Source organism: Phytopseudomonas dryadis (assembly GCF_004327355.1).
Classification (GTDB): domain Bacteria; phylum Pseudomonadota; class Gammaproteobacteria; order Pseudomonadales; family Pseudomonadaceae; genus Aquipseudomonas; species Aquipseudomonas dryadis.
The window spans coordinates 113,695-129,972 of record NZ_QJUM01000017.1 but is presented as its reverse complement, the minus strand read 5'-3'; the positions used below and the strand labels follow the sequence as shown (position 1 = coordinate 129,972).

At 65.9% G+C, this 16,278-nt stretch carries 15 protein-coding genes; 14 read left to right on the top strand and 1 reads right to left on the bottom strand.

Annotated features, from left to right (window positions below):
* Positions 1–301: 301 nt before the first annotated feature.
* The 10 genes from DNK34_RS15605 to DNK34_RS15560 all read left to right on the top strand — a co-directional run bounded on the left by DNK34_RS15605 (position 302) and on the right by DNK34_RS15560 (position 10,133).
* Positions 302–1,090 carry an outer membrane protein OmpK gene (locus tag DNK34_RS15605; protein ID WP_131175836.1) on the top strand — a complete coding sequence of 263 codons (789 nt, stop codon included), beginning with the start codon at positions 302–304 and terminating at the stop codon, positions 1,088–1,090.
* 43 nt (positions 1,091–1,133) lie between these two features.
* The gene (locus tag DNK34_RS15600) at positions 1,134–2,180 is read left to right on the top strand and encodes an ABC transporter substrate-binding protein (RefSeq protein ID WP_207401601.1); all 1,047 of its coding nucleotides are present in this window, start codon (positions 1,134–1,136) and stop codon (positions 2,178–2,180) included.
* 58 nt (positions 2,181–2,238) lie between these two features.
* Positions 2,239–3,018, top strand: a complete 780-nt coding sequence (locus tag DNK34_RS15595; protein ID WP_131175837.1) for an ABC transporter ATP-binding protein — start codon at positions 2,239–2,241, stop codon at positions 3,016–3,018.
* A 21-nt stretch (positions 3,019–3,039) separates the two neighbouring features.
* Positions 3,040–3,813, top strand: coding sequence for an ABC transporter permease (locus tag DNK34_RS15590; protein WP_131175838.1), 774 nt, complete (start codon positions 3,040–3,042; stop codon positions 3,811–3,813).
* Between the two features lie 119 nt (positions 3,814–3,932).
* On the top strand, positions 3,933–4,856 hold the full coding sequence (locus DNK34_RS15585) for an aldo/keto reductase (RefSeq protein ID WP_131175839.1): 924 nt from the start codon (positions 3,933–3,935) through the stop codon (positions 4,854–4,856).
* Between the two features lie 151 nt (positions 4,857–5,007).
* Complete coding sequence (locus tag DNK34_RS15580) at positions 5,008–5,667, top strand: TetR/AcrR family transcriptional regulator (protein WP_131175840.1); 660 nt, start codon at positions 5,008–5,010, stop codon at positions 5,665–5,667.
* Positions 5,667–6,293: an IMPACT family protein gene (locus DNK34_RS15575; protein WP_131175841.1), complete on the top strand. Its 627-nt coding sequence runs from the start codon at positions 5,667–5,669 to the stop codon at positions 6,291–6,293. The genes DNK34_RS15580 and DNK34_RS15575 overlap by 1 nt, the downstream gene beginning before the upstream one ends.
* Positions 6,294–6,469: 176 nt before the next feature.
* Positions 6,470–8,038: an ABC transporter ATP-binding protein gene (locus tag DNK34_RS15570; RefSeq protein WP_131175842.1), complete on the top strand. Its 1,569-nt coding sequence runs from the start codon at positions 6,470–6,472 to the stop codon at positions 8,036–8,038.
* Between the two features lie 12 nt (positions 8,039–8,050).
* Positions 8,051–9,154: an ABC transporter permease gene (locus DNK34_RS15565; RefSeq protein WP_131175843.1), complete on the top strand. Its 1,104-nt coding sequence runs from the start codon at positions 8,051–8,053 to the stop codon at positions 9,152–9,154.
* A gap of 52 nt (positions 9,155–9,206) precedes the next feature.
* Positions 9,207–10,133 (top strand): ABC transporter permease, encoded by a 927-nt coding sequence (locus DNK34_RS15560; RefSeq protein WP_131175844.1) that lies wholly within the window; start codon positions 9,207–9,209, stop codon positions 10,131–10,133.
* Positions 10,134–10,461: 328 nt separating this feature from the next.
* Here the strand turns inward: DNK34_RS15560 and DNK34_RS15555 are convergent, their stop codons facing one another.
* Positions 10,462–11,556: a calcium:cation antiporter gene (locus DNK34_RS15555; RefSeq protein ID WP_131175845.1), complete on the bottom strand. Its 1,095-nt coding sequence runs from the start codon at positions 11,554–11,556 to the stop codon at positions 10,462–10,464.
* Between the two features lie 303 nt (positions 11,557–11,859).
* Here DNK34_RS15555 and DNK34_RS15550 point away from each other — a divergent pair, with 303 nt between their 5' ends.
* From DNK34_RS15550 to lysM, 4 genes are all read left to right on the top strand, one after another.
* On the top strand, positions 11,860–12,930 hold the full coding sequence (locus tag DNK34_RS15550; protein WP_131175846.1) for a BMP family ABC transporter substrate-binding protein: 1,071 nt from the start codon (positions 11,860–11,862) through the stop codon (positions 12,928–12,930).
* A gap of 277 nt (positions 12,931–13,207) precedes the next feature.
* On the top strand, positions 13,208–14,167 hold the full coding sequence (locus DNK34_RS15545; protein WP_131175847.1) for a 2-oxoglutarate and iron-dependent oxygenase domain-containing protein: 960 nt from the start codon (positions 13,208–13,210) through the stop codon (positions 14,165–14,167).
* A gap of 322 nt (positions 14,168–14,489) precedes the next feature.
* Positions 14,490–15,437: an adenosine deaminase gene (locus DNK34_RS15540; protein ID WP_131175848.1), complete on the top strand. Its 948-nt coding sequence runs from the start codon at positions 14,490–14,492 to the stop codon at positions 15,435–15,437.
* 379 nt (positions 15,438–15,816) lie between these two features.
* Entirely contained in the window at positions 15,817–16,257 is a 441-nt protein-coding gene (lysM, locus tag DNK34_RS15535) for a peptidoglycan-binding protein LysM (RefSeq protein ID WP_131175849.1), read from the top strand.
* Positions 16,258–16,278 lie beyond the last annotated feature (21 nt).

The following is a 16,278-nucleotide window of genomic DNA, read 5'->3' as shown; positions in this document are numbered from 1 at the left end:
CTCGACGCCCTGCCCGCGCACGTTGCCAGCGCCCCCATTCAGTGCATCAGGCCCCAGTTCGAAGCACGAAATCGGAGTTGCAGGGAATCTGCCACCCCGCTGTCGCCCGCGCGCCCTGCCGTCATCACTTCGAGTTAACGATCGTATGCAATTGAGTGGGTGGCATTTTCGACAATCACCGAAAAAATCGTAGACATTTATTTTCACGAATCTGATCAACTGGACAGAAAATTGCACTTGGGCTGGCACCTGTCCGAACGGACAGGAAAAAAACCAGAAAAGCACGCCCAAAGGAGCCCACATGAATCGTAAAGCCCAGTCCCTGGTACTGGCCGGCGCAGCTCTGCTGGCCAGCCAGGCGTATGCCGACAGCCCGCTGCTGTGGCAGAACAACAGCCTGTCGTACCTGTATGGCAAGAACTTCAAGGTCGAGGAACCGATCCAGCAGACCGTCACCTTCGAGCACGCCAGCGGCTGGAGCTGGGGCGACATCTTCCTGTTCGTCGACAACAAGTGGTTCAACGGCGAGAGCGGCAATGCCGGCCATACCTACTACGGCGAGTTCAGCCCGCGCCTGTCGCTGGGCAAGATCAGCGGCAGCGACCTGTCCTTCGGCCCGATCCAGGACGTGCTGATCGGCGCCACCTACGAGCGCGGCGAGAACCGCAATCGCAATTACCTGCTGGGCCCGGCGGTGGATCTGAACGTGCCCGGTTTCGACCGCCTGGGCATCAACGTCTATTACCGCAAGCCCGACGGCATCACCGGCAAACCGTCCGGCCAGTGGCAGATCACGCCTACCTGGGCCATCACCATTCCCGTGGGCAAGTCGGACATCCTCATCGACGGCTACATCGATTGGGTGGTCAACGATGCCGGCTCCAAGGCCAGAGGCGATTACCTGGCCAGGAACCTGCACATCAATCCGCAGATCAAGTACGACCTGGGCAAGGCGCTGGACTGGGGTGAGCAGCAAGTCTACGTCGGTATCGAGTACGACTACTGGAGCAACAAGTTCGGCATCGAGGACAGCTCGGCCTTCAGCACCAACCAGAACACCGCCAGCGCCATGCTCAAGGTGCATTTCTAAGCCAAGGAAAACGCGCCGCTCGCGCGGCGCCGGAGAAGCCTCGATGACAGCATCCATCCCACCACGGCGCCTGCTCGCCGCCACCGGCAAATGGCTTGGCGCCCTGGGCCTGGCCGGGCTGATGGGCAGCGCCCAGGCCGCCGCCCTGACGCCCGTCAAATTCACCCTCGACTGGCGTTTCGAGGGCCCTTCCGCCCCGTTCCTGCTGGCCGCGCAGAAAGGCTATTTCGCCGAAGAGGGCCTGGAGGTGAGCATCGACGCCGGCAATGGCTCGGCCGGTGCGGTCACCCGGGTCGCCACCGGCGCCTACGACATCGGCTTCGCCGATTTCAACGCCCTGATCGAATACAGCGCGGGCAACCCGCAGACGCCGCTCAAGGCCGTGTACATGGTCTACAACAACACCCCGGCGGCGGTGTTCGCGCTGAAGTCCTCGGGCATCGCCAGCCCCGCCGACCTCAAGGGCAAGACCCTCGCCGCGCCGGTGTTCGATGCCGGACGCAAGGCCTGGCCAGCCTTCGCCCGGCACAATGGCCTGGCAACGGACGACGTGACCTGGCAGAGCGTCGACCCGGCGATCCGCGAGACCCTGCTGGCCCGCGGCCAGGTGGACGCCATCACCGGTTTCTACTTCACCAGCCTGCTCAACCTGCAGGCCCGCGGGGTCAAGCCGGAGGACATCGTCAGCCTGCCGTATCCGCAGTACGGCGTGGAGCTGTATGGCAACGCCATCATCGCCAGCGACAAGCTGCTGCAGGATAAACCCGAACTGGTCAAAGGTTTCCTGCGCGCCTTCAACAAGGCCCTGCAGGAAACCCTGGCCGATCCCGACAGCGCCGTGGCCTACGTGGTCAAGCAGGACCCCCTGGCCAAGGCCGACCTGGAGCTGAGCCGCCTGCAGTTGGCCCTGGACGCCAACGTGGCCACCGACGAAGTGCGCGAGATCGGCCTCGGCGCGGTGAAGGCCGAGCGCCTGCAGCGCGCCATCGAGGAAGCCGTCAGCGCCTATGGCCTGCAAAACGCCCCCGCGGCGGACAGCCTGTTCGACGCCGCCTACCTGCCCGCCGCGGCGGATCGCCAACTGCCCTGAAAGCCGTCCCCGGCGTCGCCTGCCGCGCCGGGGATGCAGCACAGCCCGAGAGTGTTCCATGGAATTCGTCAAATTTGAGAACGTCAGCCTGGCCTACAACGAAGGCGGGCCGCTGGCCATCGAGCAGATCGACATCACGGTGCGCGAGAACGAGTTCGTCGCCGTGGTCGGCCCGTCCGGCTGTGGCAAGTCGACGCTGATGAAGCTGGTGTCCGGCCTGCGCGAACCCAGCGCCGGCTATGTCTACCTGGGCGGCCGCCAGATCGGCGGCCCGCAGAAATGCATCGGCATGGCCTTCCAGGCCTCCAACCTGCTGCCCTGGCGCACCACCCTGCAGAACGTCATGTTGCCGCTGGAGATCGTCGAGCCGTACCGCTCCAACCTGCGCCGCGAACGCAAGGCCTACGAGCAGCAGGCCCGCGACCTGCTGGAGCGGGTCGGCCTGGCCGGCTACGAGGACAAGTTTCCCTGGGAGCTGTCCGGCGGCATGCAGCAGCGCGCCTCGATCTGCCGCGCGCTGATCCACAAACCGCGCCTGCTGATGCTCGACGAACCCTTCGGCGCCCTCGACGCCTTCACCCGCGAGGAACTCTGGTGCCTGCTGCAGGAGCTGTGGCGCAGCGAGCCGTTCACCGTGATCCTGGTGACCCACGACCTGCGCGAAGCGGTGTTCCTCGCCGACACCGTGTACGTGATGAGCAAGCGCCCCGGGCGCATCCTGCTGCGCAAGCCCATCGAACTGGCGCGCCCGCGCACCCTGGAAGCCACCTACAGCGAAGCCTTCGCCGCCGACGTGCACCTGCTGCGCGAACAGATCGGGCGTATCCGCGAGTCCTGAACCTCCACGAGATCCACTGCCATGCTCACTGAAAAACAACTGATCCGTCTGGCGCCCTGGCTGGTCATCCTGTTCCTGCTGATCCTCTGGGAAGCCATCTGCACCGGCTTCAAGGTGCCCGAATACCTGTTCCCCGCCCCGAGCGCGGTGTGGCAGGCCGGCCTGGCGCGCTGGGAACCGATCCTCATGCACGCCACCCAGACCCTGTTCACCACCCTGGCCGGCTTCGCCATCGCCGTGGTCGTGGGCCTGCTGCTGGGCATCGCGGTGGGCCTGTCGCCGCTGGTGTACAAGGCGCTGTATCCCCTGCTGGTGGGCTTCAACAGCATCCCCAAGGTGGCCTTCGTGCCGGTGCTGGTGGTGTGGTTCGGCATCGGCACGGTGCCGGCGATCCTCACCGCCTTCCTGATCTCCTTCTTCCCCATCCTGGTCAACGTCGCCACCGGCCTGGCCACCCTGGAGCCGGAACTGGAGGACGTGCTGCGCTCGCTCGGCGCCTCGCGCCTGGACATCCTGCGCAAGGTCGGCCTGCCGCGGGCCATGCCGTACTTCTTCGCCTCGCTGAAGGTGGCCATCACCCTGGCCTTCGTCGGCTCGGTGATCTCCGAGACCGTGGCCTCCAACCTCGGCATCGGCTACCTGATGATGGCCGCCAGCTCGTCCATGGACATGGCCCTGGTGTTCGCCGGGCTGATCGTCATCGGCGCCATGGGCGTGGTGATGTACGAGCTGTTCGCCTTCTTCGAGAAGCGCCTGACGGGCTGGGCGCACCGTGGCGAGAGCAGCGCCCTGTGAGGAGACACAACAGGTAACAACTGACCCGGTCGCGACGGCGGTGCAGTGGGGGTCGGACAGCTAGTCTGTCAGATTGATTTCCGACCCTCTTTCCACCCCTGCAGATGCACGGAGGACACATGCCCAGCCGTCGCCATTTCCTCCAGGGCGGTGCCGCCCTGATCACCCTCGCCGCCAGCGCCCGCTGGCTGCCGTCCACAGCCTTCGCCGCCTCGCCCGCGCCCTTGTTGCAACGGGCCATTCCCACCAGTGGCGAACAGTTGCCGGTGATCGGCCTGGGTACCTCGCAGACCTTCAACGTCGGCCTGGACAACGCCGCCCTCAAGCCTCTGGACGAGGTGGTGCGCGCCTTCATCAACGGCGGTGCGCGGCTGATCGACACCGCCCCCAGCTATGGCGCGGCAGAGGCCGTCACCGGCGAACTGCTCAAGCGCACCAGGACCCAGGGCAAGGCGTTTCTCGCCTCCAAGCTGTCCAGCACCGGCCGCGAGCGTGGCCTGGCGCAGTTCCAGGCCAGCCTCGCCGCCCTGCAGACCGACAAGCTGGACCTGGTACAGGTGCACAATCTGCAGGACACCACCACGCAACTGGCTTTGCTGCGCGAACTGCGCGAGCAGGGCAAGGTGCGCTACATCGGCATCACCCATTACATCGAATCGGCCCACGACGATCTGCTCGAGGTACTGGCCAGGGAGAAGGTCGACTTCGTCCAGTTCAACTACTCGGTGGGCGAGCGCAATGCCGAGCAGCGCCTGTTGCCCTACTGCGCCGACAATGGCATCGCCACCCTGATCAACCGCCCCTTCCAGCGCTCGCAACTGCTCGCCCGGGTGCGCGGCAAGCCGCTGCCGGAATGGGCCAACGAGATCGACGCCAGTTCCTGGGCGCAGTTGCTGCTCAAGTTCATCCTCGCCAACGAGGCGGTCACCGTGGTGATTCCCGCCACCTCCAACCCGCGCTACATGGTCGACAACCTCAAGGCCGGCCAGGGCCGGCTGCCCGACGCGGCCATGCGCGAGCGGATCGTCCAGGCCTTTTCCTGAGCACGGCGGCCTCCGGCATCGGCGCGCCGGCAGGTTGCGCCGCCGGAGTGAGCACTGGCGGCACTTTTTCTGCATCCAGTGCTTGTCACTCCGCCGGCGGTGGGGTATCTGTTCATCCGCACCGCTCCATGACCAGCCCGGAATCGCCTCGATGACCTTTGACGTTCCTGCCCATCGCGCCACTCCCGACAAACCGGCCGGTCGTATCCGGCAGAAGAACGAAGAAGCGATCATCGCCGCCGCGGAAGAGCAGTTCGCCCGCCACGGCTTCAAAGGCACCAGCATGAACACCATCGCGCAGACGGTGGGACTGCCCAAGGCCAACCTGCACTACTACTTCAACAACAAGCTGGGCCTGTACCTGGCGGTGCTGAGCAATATCCTCGAGTTGTGGGACAGCACCTTCAACAGCCTGACCGCCGAGGACGACCCGGCCGAGGCGCTGGAGCGCTACATCCGCGCCAAGATGGAATTCTCCCGCCGCTACCCGAAAGCCTCGCGCATCTTCGCCATGGAGGTGATCGGCGGAGGCGAGTACCTGTCGCAGTATTTCAACCAGGATTACCTGACCTGGTTCCGCGGTCGCGCCGCGGTGTTCGAGAGCTGGATCGCCGCCGGCAAGATCGACCCGGTGGACCCGGTGCACCTGATCTTCCTGCTCTGGGGCAGCACCCAGCACTATGCCGACTTCGGTTCGCAGATCTGCCGGGTCACCGGCCGCTCGCGCCTGACCAAGCAGGACTTCCAGGCCGCCACCGACAACCTGATCCGCATCATCCTCAAGGGCTGCGGGCTGACGCCGAGCAGTTGATGGCGTTCCTCCTGCTCGCGCCTTGCGACTATCGCGAGGAGATCCGCAAGAGCCGCTTTCTCGCCCGGGCCGGCGCCGTGTCCAGCGCGGCCCAGGCCCAGGCCTTCATCGAGCAGGCCAGCGACCCCGGCGCATCGCACAACTGCTGGGCCTGGAAGATCGGCCAGCAGTACCGCTTCAGCGACGACGGCGAACCGGGCGGCACTGCCGGCCGGCCGATCCTCGCCGCCATCGAGGGCCAGGGTTTCGACCGGGTCGCCGTGGTGGTGACCCGCTGGTACGGCGGCATCCAGCTCGGCACCGGCGGCCTGGCCCGCGCCTACGGCGGCAGCGCCAACCAGTGCCTGCAGGCCGGCGAACGTCAGGAGCAGGTCGCGCGCACGGCCTGCGCCGGCCATTGCGGCTTCGCCGAACTGGCCCTGTTCAAGGCCCGCCTGAGCGAGCTCGACGCCGTGCTGGAAGCAGAAACCTTCGACGCCCACGGCGCCGAACTGCGGCTGGCGGTGCCCGAGGCGCGCTTCGCCGAACTGCAACGGCTGCTGGCGGATATCAGCCGCGGCAGGAGTCGCCTGCGGCGTATCGATGACGCGGCCAAGCACACCGGGAGCGACGGCAGCCGCGCTTGAGAGGCGACAGGCCCCTGCGTTCCAGGCGCCCCCATTGCGTGCGCCCCCGCACCACAACGACGCAGATACCTCGCCTTTATCCGCCGCGCCCGCTCGGCAACCGTTGCCCGCGCACTTCCTGACTCTCTGGCCAGGTTTTTGCTACAGGCAGTGCCACCTCATTGCGAGTCGTGCCCATGCCCAGCTCTTCCCCGTCCCCACGCCTGCAGTTGCACGGCATCAGCAAGCGCTACCCCGGCTGCCTGGCCAACGACCGGGTCGATCTGAGCATCGAACCCGGCGAGATCCGTGCCCTGCTCGGGGAGAACGGCGCCGGCAAGAGCACGCTGATGAAGATCATCTATGGCATCACCCAGGCCGACGAGGGCGAGATCCGCTGGCAGGGCCAGGTCGTGCGCATGCGCGATCCGGCCATGGCGCGCCGCCTGGGCATCGGCATGGTGTTCCAGCACTTCTCGCTGTTCGAAACCCTCAGCGTGGCGCAGAACATCGCCCTGGCCATGGGCCGTGAGGCCGGTACGCCACACCAGCTCGAACCGCGCATCCGCGAGGTCTCGCAGCGCTACGGCATGCCCCTGGAGCCGCAGCGCCTGGTGCACGGCCTGTCCATCGGCGAACGCCAGCGGGTGGAGATCGTGCGTTGCCTGATGCAGGACATCAAGCTGCTGATCCTCGACGAACCGACCTCGGTGCTCACCCCGCAGGAAGCCGACGAGTTGTTCGTTACCCTGCGCCGCCTGGCCGCCGAGGGCTGCAGCATCCTGTTCATCAGCCACAAGCTCGGCGAAGTGCGCGCGCTCTGTCACAGCGCCACGGTGCTGCGCGCGGGCCGGGTGTCGGGGCACTGCCGGCCGGCCGAGTGTTCGGACCTGCAACTGGCGCGCCTGATGATCGGCGCCGCCGAAGGCCTGCACGCCCAGTACCCGAAGGTCAGCGGCGCACGGACGCGCTTGCGCGTCGACGACCTGAGCTGGCGCAACGCCGACCCGTTCGGCACCTCCCTGAGCAACCTGCGCCTGGAAGTACGCAGCGGCGAAATCGTCGGCCTGGCCGGCGTCGCCGGCAACGGCCAGGACGAGTTGCTGGCACTGCTCAGTGGCGAAGCACGCCTGCCCCGTGGCGAACGCGAACGCATCAGCCTCGACGGCCAGCCGCTGGCCAACCTGTACCCGGACGCCCGGCGCCGGCTCGGCCTGGCCTTCGTCCCCGCCGAGCGCCTGGGCCACGGCGCGGTGCCGGACATGAGCCTGAGCGACAACGCCCTGCTCACCGCCTTTCAGCAGGGGCTGCTGAACAAGGGCCTGATCAGACGCGCCAGGGTGCTGCAACTGACCGAGGCGATCATCCAGCGCTTCGCCGTGAAAACCCCGGGCGCCGCCACGGCGGCGCGCAGCCTGTCCGGCGGCAACCTGCAGAAATTCATCCTCGGCCGCGAGATCCTGCAGCAACCGAAACTGCTGGTGGCGGCGCACCCGACCTGGGGGGTGGACGTCGGCGCGGCAGCGGCCATCCACCGCGCGCTGATCGCCCTGCGTGATGCCGGCGCGGCGATCCTGGTGATCTCCGAAGACCTCGACGAGCTGTTCCAGATCAGCGACCGCATCGGCGCCCTGTGCAGCGGCCGGTTGTCGCCGCTGCGCGAAACCACAGCGATAACCCCCATCGACGTGGGCCGCTGGATGGCCGGCCAGTTCGAACCTTCGCCTGACATCCACCCCGCGCAGACCGCCAGCGCAGCGCACTGACCGGAGCTTCTCATGCTGCTATCCCTGCAATCCCGTGGCCAGCCATCGCGCGCCATGCTCTGGTTGTCGCCGCTGCTGGCCGCGGCCCTGACCCTGCTCAGCGGTTCGCTGCTGTTTCTCGCCCTCGGCCATGCGCCGCTGGCAACCTTGCACACCCTGCTGATCGCCCCGGTCAGCGACTGGTACGGCATTTCCGAATTGCTGGTCAAGGCCCTGCCGATCCTGCTCTGCGCCCTGGGCCTGGCGGTGGCCTACCAGGCACGCATCTGGAACATCGGCGCCGAGGGCCAGTTGCTGATCGGCGCGCTAGCCGGTAGCGCCATGGCCCTGCAACTGATCGACTGGGAAAGCCGCTGGGCGCTGGTCTGGGTGGTGCTCGCCGGCATCGCCGCCGGCGCGGCGTGGGCCGGCATCACGGCCTGGCTGCGCACGCGTTTCAATGCCAACGAAATCCTCACCAGCATCATGCTCAACTACATCGCCCTGAACCTGCTGCTGTTCTTCGTCCACGGCCCGCTGAAGGACCCGGCCGGCTTCAACTTCCCCGAGTCGGCGATGTTCGGCGATGCCAGCCGCCTGCCGCTGGTGGACGAAGAGGGCCGCCTGCACGCCGGCCTGTACCTGGCGCTGCTGGCCCTGGTGGCGGTGTGGGTACTGTTGCAACGCAGCTTTCTCGGTTTCCAGATCAAGGTGCTCGGCCTGGACCGCCGCGCCGCCGGCTTCGTCGGCTTTCGCGAGAAACGCCTGGTCTGGTTCGCCCTGCTGCTGAGCGGCGCCCTGGCCGGCCTGGCCGGGGTCGGCGAAGTGGCCGGGCCGATCGGCCAGTTGGTGCCGCAGGTCTCGCCCGGCTATGGCTATGCGGCGATCACCGTGGCCTTCCTCGGCCGCCTCAACCCGCTCGGCATCCTAGCCGCCAGCCTGCTGATGGCGTTGCTCTACCTGGGCGGGGAGAACGCGCAGATGAACATGAACCTGCCGCAGGCGATCACCCAGCTGTTCCAGGGGATGATGCTGTTCTTCCTGCTGGCCTGCGATGTGTTGATCCTTTATCGGCCGCGCTTCGCGCGGAGCCTCAAGCTGCAAGCCACAAGCCGCAAGCAGGAGTCCGCCGCATGATCCTTACCCCTTCGCTTTTTACTTGTCGCTTGCGGCTTGAGGCTTGACGCTCATGGATATCGACCTGCTGACCAATATCTTCTACGCCATGGTGCGCACCGGCACGCCGCTGCTACTGGTGGCCCTGGGCGAGCTGGTGTGCGAGAAGAGCGGCGTGCTCAACCTCGGCCAGGAAGGCATGATGCTGTTCGGCGCGGTGATCGGCTTCATCGTCGCCCTGTCCACCGGCAGCCTGTGGCTCGGCGTGCTGCTGGCCATGGCCGCCGGCATGCTGCTGGCACTGCTGTTCGCCGCGGTGGCGCTGGGCTTCAACGCCAACCAGGTGGCCACCGGCCTGGCCCTGACCATCTTCGGCGTCGGTCTGTCGTCGTTCATCGGCGCGGCCTGGGTCGGCAAGCCCCTGGTCGGCTTCGAGCCCATCGCCCTGCCCCTGCTCGCTGACATTCCCCTGATCGGCCGCATGCTGTTCGCCCAGGACGTGCTGGTCTACCTGTCCTTCGCCCTGTTCGCGCTGGTGGCCTGGGTGCTGCTGAAAAGCCGTATCGGCCTGATCATCCAGGCGGTCGGGGAGAACCCCGACGCCGCCAGCGCCATGGGCCTGCCGGTCTTGCGCGTACGCACCCTGGCGGTGCTGTTCGGCGGCGCCATGGCCGGGCTGGCGGGCGGCTACCTGTCGCTGGCCTACACGCCGATGTGGGCCGAGAACATGACCGCCGGACGCGGCTGGATCGCCCTGGCCCTGGTGGTGTTCGCCAGCTGGCGCGTCGGCCGCGTACTGCTCGGCGCCTGGCTGTTCGGCCTGGCCAGCATCCTCCACCTGGTGGCCCAGGGCGTCGGCCTGGCGGTGCCGTCCAACCTGCTGGCGATGCTGCCTTATGTGGCCACCATCGTGGTGCTGGTGCTGCTGTCGCGCGATGCCCTCAAGACCCGCCTGTATGCGCCGGTGTCGCTGGGCAAGCCCTGGCAGCCGGGGCATTGACCATCCCTGGTCGCGGCATCAGTTCATCGGCTATAGGAATGCCCCATTCAGGTCGTAGGATGGGTGAAACCCATCAATTGCCGATGGGTTGGCACCCATCCTACGCGGCCCGCCCCTTCCTTGGCTTTTTAAAATAATATAAATCAACGGTTTACCTGATATTTGATGAGAGGGGCTTTAGCCGCGACCCGGCTGTTGCGATCTCAGTGGCCACAGCGGCGCCACGCACCCGGCCAGATCGAAGAACGGGAATACCGCGATCAGCGCCCCCTGGCTCAGGGCATAGGCCTGCCAGGTAGCGAACGGCAGGCGGCAGGCGCCACCGCCGCTACAGGCCGAGCATGGCCAGCATCAGGAAGGTGGCGAACAGCACGAAATGGGTCATGCCTTCGATGGCGTTGGTCTGACCGTCGTTGAGGTTGATCGCGCAGACCACCAGGGTGATCAGCACCATCACCGTCTGCACCGGGGTCATGGCCATCTGGAACGGCTGGCCGCTGTACAGGGCCATGGCCTCCATCGCCGGTACGGTGAGGATCACCGTCGACAGCGAGGCGCCGAGGGCGATATTGACCACCGATTGCATGCGGTTGGCCAGGGCCGCGCGCAAGGCGGTGAGGATTTCCGGCGCGGCGGAAATCGCCGCCACCACGATGGCCGTGAGCACCGGCGGCGCGCCGCTGCCTTCGAGGCCGACGTCCAGGGTCTGCGACATCACTTCGGCGAGCACGCCGATGACCACCACCCCGAACACCAGCACGGCCACCGACCAGGCGACGTTGACCGGCGCCGCGCTGGCCACCCGGGCTTCGCCGCCGCGGCTCTTCTTCTCCGGGTAGTTGTAGCTGAAGAAGTAGCTGTGCGGCCCGACCTGCATGCGCAGGAACAGCGCGTAGAGCACCAGCATGGCGCCGATGGTGAAGAGCGAGTAGACCTTCCAGTCCGACTCGGGAATGAACTCGGGCACCACCATGGAAATGCCCATGGCGGTGAGGATCATCACGCTGTAACTGCGCGCGGAATCGTCGTTGTAGGACTGTTCGCCATGCTTGAGCCCACCCATCAGCGCGGCCAGGCCAAGGATACCGTTGATGTCGAGCATCACCGCCGAATAGATGGTGTCGCGCACCAGGGTCGGCGATGCCTGGTTGCTCATCATGATCGCCAGGATCACCACCTCCACCAGCACCGCCGAGAGGGTGAGGATCATGGTGCCGTAGGGGTCGCCCACGCGCTCGGCGAGTTGCTCGGCATGGTGGGCCACGCGCATCGAAGCGCAGACGATGGCGGCGATCAGCGCCACGGCGCCCAGCAGCGCCACACCCTGGCCCTGGGCCAGCAGCCAGTGCTCCAGCGGCAGGGCGACGAGCGCGGCCAACACGGCCACCAGCAGAAAACGTTCCTGTTCGAAGATGCGGCGCATGGCGATTCCTGCCACTGAGGGAGTGCTCTGATCCTGCTCCGACTGCGCCGCGCGGCAAATGATTCCGTCAATGCACCAGGCCGAGGCGTCGGCTGGCTCGCGTGCACCAGCCGAGGGTCCGCCGATGGCCGATCCGCGGCGCAAGCCGCGCGTCCGTGTTGTTGTCCTGTTGGTCAGTTTTTTGCATTCGAGCTCTCGCCATGCAAAGCGCGGGGCCGCCGCCTCATCCCGGGGCGACGGCCTGGCGCCACGCCGCCGTCACCGCCCAGCCCTGACCGACCGATAAAAAGGAGTTTCCCGTTCATGCCAATACGCCCGCTGAAAACCCTGCTCTGCGCCATGGCCGTCAGCGCCAGCCTGAGCGCCAGCGCCGCCGACCCGCTCAAGGTCGGTTTCGTCTATATCGGCCCCATCGGCGACCACGGCTGGACCTACCAGCATGAACAAGGGCGCCAGCAACTGATGGCGACCCTCGGCGACAAGGTCACCACCAGCTATGTCGAGAACGTGCCCGAGGGCGCCGACGCCGAGCGGGTGATCCGCAACATGGCCAAGGGTGGCTACGACCTGGTCTTCACCACCTCCTTCGGCTACATGAACCCGACGATCAAGGTGGCCAAGCAGTTTCCCAAGGTGACCTTCGAACACGCCACCGGCTACAAGCAGGACAAGAATGTCGGCACCTACCTGTCGCGCTCCTACGAGGGCCGCTACGTCGGTGGTTTCCTCGCCGCCAAGATGACCAAGACCAAGAAGGTCGGCTATGTCGCCTCCTTCCCCATCCCGGAAGTGATCCGTGACATCAACGCCATCCAGCTGGCGCTGGACAAGTACAACCCCGGTACCGAGATCAAGGTGGTGTGGGTCAACTCCTGGTTCGATCCGGGCAAGGAATCCGACGCCGCCAACGCGCTGATCGACCAGGGCGTGGACGTGATGTTCCAGCACACCGACAGCCCGGCGCCGATCCAGACCGCCGAGCGCCGCGGCATCTACGCCGTCGGCTATGCCTCGGACATGGCCCACTTCGGCCCCAAGGCGGTGCTCACCTCCATCGTCAACGACTGGGGCCCGCACTACATCAAATCGGCGCAGGCGGTCATCGACGGCAGCTGGCAGCCCGCGGACTTCTGGGGCGGGCTGGCCGAAGACACCGTGGACCTGCCGATCAGCGACGTGGTGCCGGCGCCGGTCAAGGCCGAAGCCGAGCAGCTCATCGCCGCTATCCGCAGCGGTGAATTCCACCCCTTCACCGGCCCGATCAAGGATCAGAGCGGCAACGAGAAGATCGCCGCCGGCGTGGTGGCGAGCAACGCCGAACTGGCGTCGATGAACTACTACGTGGAAAACGTGAAGGCCGAACTGCCGAAGTGATCAACCGGCAATAACCTGTGGGAGGGGTCGGGCCGCGTAGGTGCCAACCCATCGGCAATTGATGGGTTAGCACCCATCCTACCCGGTCGGCATCGACCTGTTTGCTGCGCGACAGCGCTGCGTCGAAGACGCAGAGACGACTCCCACAATGACCGATGCCGTCCCTGCCGGCCACCGGCAGAACCGCATCAGAAGGGCGCTCCCCATTGCCGGAGGCGCTCTTTTCCGCTGCCCTGGGTACGAGAAGACTCGCAGCACCGCCCCACCCGGAGCCTCTATGAACACATTGCCCATCATCGATATCGCCCCCCTGTACAGCGCCGACGAAAGCGCCTGGCCCGCCGTGGCCATGCAGATCGACCAGGCCTGCCGCGAATGGGGCTTCTTCTACATCGTCGGCCACCCCATCGGCGCCGAGCGCATCGACGCCCTGCTGCAAGCGGCGCGAACCTTCTTCGCCCTGCCGAGCGCAGAGAAGCTGAAGATCGATATCACCCGCAGCAGCCACCATCGCGGCTACGGCGCCATCGCCACCGAACAGCTCGACCCGGCCAGCCCCAGCGACCTCAAGGAAACCTTCGACATGGGCCTGCACCTGCCCGGCGATCATCCCGAGGTACTGGCCGGCAAGCCGCTGCGCGGCCCCAATCGTCACCCTGAGCGGCCGCAGGGCTGGGCCGAGCTGATGGAACGCCACTACGCCGATATGCACGAGCTGGCCAAGACCCTGCTGCGCGCCATGACCATCGCCCTGGGCATCGAGCGGGACTTCTTCGACCAGCGTTTCGTCGAGCCGATCAGCGTGCTGCGCCTGATCCATTATCCGCCGCGGCACACCGCCAGCAGCGACGCCCAGCAAGGCGCCGGCGCCCATACCGACTATGGCTGCGTCACCCTGCTCTACCAGGACCAGGCCGGCGGCCTGCAGGTGCGCGACGTGCACGGCCAGTGGATCGACGCACCGCCGATCCCTGGCAGCTTCGTGGTCAACCTCGGCGACATGATGGCGCGCTGGAGCAACGACCGTTACACCTCCACGCCGCACCGGGTGATCAGCCCCCTGGGCGTCGACCGCTACTCCATGCCGTTCTTCGCCGAGCCGCACCCGGACACCCTGATCGACTGCCTGCCGAACTGTTCCAGCCCGGACAACCCGGCCAAGTACCCGCCGGTGACCAGCGCCGAGTACCTGCTGTCGCGCTTCGCCGATACCTATGCCTATCGACGCGAGGCCTGAAGCGTGGGAGGGGCCGGGCGGCGATCCATCGCTACCGTTGTCGCGGCTAACAGGCCGTTGAAAAACGTTGGCGAGGCAGCCAGCGCAATACCGATGGCGGCCCCGCAAAAACAGGCGAAAAACGGACTGGGCTCGCACGCGAGTTTACGTGTTGTAAATGAGCATTTTGATGGGGGCGCCTAGCCTGGACTCGCACACGAGCCTGTTTTTAACGCCGCGATGGCAACGCAGGTAGTTTTTCAACGGCCTGCTAAAGCCTCTCCCAGCGCTTGAGCAGGCGTTACACTGTCACCACGACCAAGCCTGATAACGAGACTTCACCATGTACGACTGGCTCAATGCCCTGCCCAAGGCCGAACTGCACCTGCACCTGGAGGGTTCGCTGGAGCCCGAACTGCTGTTCGCCCTGGCCGAGCGCAACGGCATCGCCCTGCCCTGGGGCGACGTGGAAGCCCTGCGTGGCGCCTATGCCTTCAACAACCTGCAGGAATTCCTCGACCTCTACTACCAGGGCGCCGACGTGCTGCGCACCGAGCAGGACTTCTATGACCTGACCTGGGCCTACCTGCTCAAGTGCAAGGCGCAGAACGTCGTCCACACCGAACCCTTCTTCGACCCGCAGACCCACACCGACCGCGGCGTCCCCTTCGAAGTGGTGCTGCGTGGCATCAAGCAGGCGCTGGACGACGGCGAGAAACAACTGGGCATCAGCCATGGCCTGATCCTCAGCTTCCTGCGTCACCTGCCCGAAGAGCAGGCCTTCAAGACCCTGGAACAGGCCATGCCGTTTCGCGACGCCTTCATCGCCGTGGGCCTGGACAGTTCCGAGCAGGGCTTTCCGCCACGGTTGTTCCAGCGCGTGTTCGACAAGGCCCGCAGCGAGGGCCTGCTGACCGTCGCCCATGCCGGTGAGGAAGGCCCGCCCGCATACATCTGGGAAGCCCTGGACCTGCTCAAGATCGAACGCATCGACCACGGCGTGCGCGCCTTCGAGGACGAGCGCCTGATGCAGCGCATCATCGACGAACAGATCCCGCTGACCGTGTGCCCGTTGTCCAACACCAAGCTCTGCGTGTTCGAGCACATGGGCCAGCACAACATCCTCGCCATGCTCGAGCGCGGCGTGAAGGTCACGGTCAACTCGGACGACCCGGCCTACTTCGGCGGCTACGTCACCGAGAACTTCGCCGCCCTGTACGAAGGCCTGGGCATGAGCGAAGACCAGGCCCGGCGCCTGGCGCAGAACAGCCTGGACGCGCGGCTGGCATAAGATAAGCCGGCAAGCGCTAGAGATAGGGGCTTCTAGTGTCGCGACACAGATCAGATGTCGGTCGTGCGGTATCTCCACGGGATTCAGCCATAAGCGTGCAGCATTGCCACATTCGTGTGGGAACCGCGACCTCGCGGCGAATCATGGCCATAGCGCGTTCTTGCAGCATGGCCGCCCGCGCATCGCGCCGGGGTCGACGCTCCTACAGGCGAACCCTGACTCCGAACGGGCTCTTGCTGGCCTGGGATCAAGACGGTATCCACGGGAGCCCGACAATACGACACTCGCGCGTTCGGGTCTTTGATCGGGCCTGAACCCGCCTCCGCAGGACTGGTCTAGTCTTGAGCATGAGGAAATCAAACCACAAGGAGCGCGCACCATGAGTATTTTTAGTTTCGTCAAGGAAGCAGGCGAGAAGCTGATCGATCTGCTGACGCCGGACAACGCGAACGCGAGCGAGCAATTGAAGGAGCATGTGGCCAAGGTGGGGCTGGGCAATCCGAACGTGCAGACCGCCGTGGATGGCGACAAGGTGACCGTGACCGGCGAAGTGAGCAGCCAGGAAGAGAAGGAGAAGATTCTGTTGGCCTTGGGCAATATCGCTGGCGTAGCCAGTGTGGATGACCAGATCAGCGTCTCCGGCCCGGTGGTTGCCGCTGCCCGTTTCGTCGTGGTGAAAAAGGGTGACACCCTGAGCGCGATTTCCCTGGCGGTATACGGCAATGCCAACCAGTACAACAGGATCTTCGAGGCCAACAAGCCGCTGTTGTCCCATCCGGACAAGATCTATCCAGGGCAGACGCTGCGTATTCCCGAGTAATACCTGCGGCACATGTGGGAG

Excerpts from the sequence above, each read along its gene's own strand:
- DNK34_RS15605 (WP_131175836.1), top strand. The coding sequence starts at position 302 with ATGAATCGTAAAGCCCAGTCCCTGGTACTGGCCGGCGCAGCTCTGCTG.
- DNK34_RS15600 (WP_207401601.1), top strand. The coding sequence starts at position 1,134 with ATGACAGCATCCATCCCACCACGGCGCCTGCTCGCCGCCACCGGCAAA.
- DNK34_RS15595 (WP_131175837.1), top strand. The coding sequence starts at position 2,239 with ATGGAATTCGTCAAATTTGAGAACGTCAGCCTGGCCTACAACGAAGGC.
- DNK34_RS15590 (WP_131175838.1), top strand. The coding sequence starts at position 3,040 with ATGCTCACTGAAAAACAACTGATCCGTCTGGCGCCCTGGCTGGTCATC.
- DNK34_RS15585 (WP_131175839.1), top strand. The coding sequence starts at position 3,933 with ATGCCCAGCCGTCGCCATTTCCTCCAGGGCGGTGCCGCCCTGATCACC.
- DNK34_RS15580 (WP_131175840.1), top strand. The coding sequence starts at position 5,008 with ATGACCTTTGACGTTCCTGCCCATCGCGCCACTCCCGACAAACCGGCC.
- DNK34_RS15575 (WP_131175841.1), top strand. The coding sequence starts at position 5,667 with ATGGCGTTCCTCCTGCTCGCGCCTTGCGACTATCGCGAGGAGATCCGC.
- DNK34_RS15570 (WP_131175842.1), top strand. The coding sequence starts at position 6,470 with ATGCCCAGCTCTTCCCCGTCCCCACGCCTGCAGTTGCACGGCATCAGC.
- DNK34_RS15565 (WP_131175843.1), top strand. The coding sequence starts at position 8,051 with ATGCTGCTATCCCTGCAATCCCGTGGCCAGCCATCGCGCGCCATGCTC.
- DNK34_RS15560 (WP_131175844.1), top strand. The coding sequence starts at position 9,207 with ATGGATATCGACCTGCTGACCAATATCTTCTACGCCATGGTGCGCACC.
- DNK34_RS15555 (WP_131175845.1), bottom strand. The coding sequence starts at position 11,556 with ATGCGCCGCATCTTCGAACAGGAACGTTTTCTGCTGGTGGCCGTGTTG.
- DNK34_RS15550 (WP_131175846.1), top strand. The coding sequence starts at position 11,860 with ATGCCAATACGCCCGCTGAAAACCCTGCTCTGCGCCATGGCCGTCAGC.
- DNK34_RS15545 (WP_131175847.1), top strand. The coding sequence starts at position 13,208 with ATGAACACATTGCCCATCATCGATATCGCCCCCCTGTACAGCGCCGAC.
- DNK34_RS15540 (WP_131175848.1), top strand. The coding sequence starts at position 14,490 with ATGTACGACTGGCTCAATGCCCTGCCCAAGGCCGAACTGCACCTGCAC.
- lysM (WP_131175849.1), top strand. The coding sequence starts at position 15,817 with ATGAGTATTTTTAGTTTCGTCAAGGAAGCAGGCGAGAAGCTGATCGAT.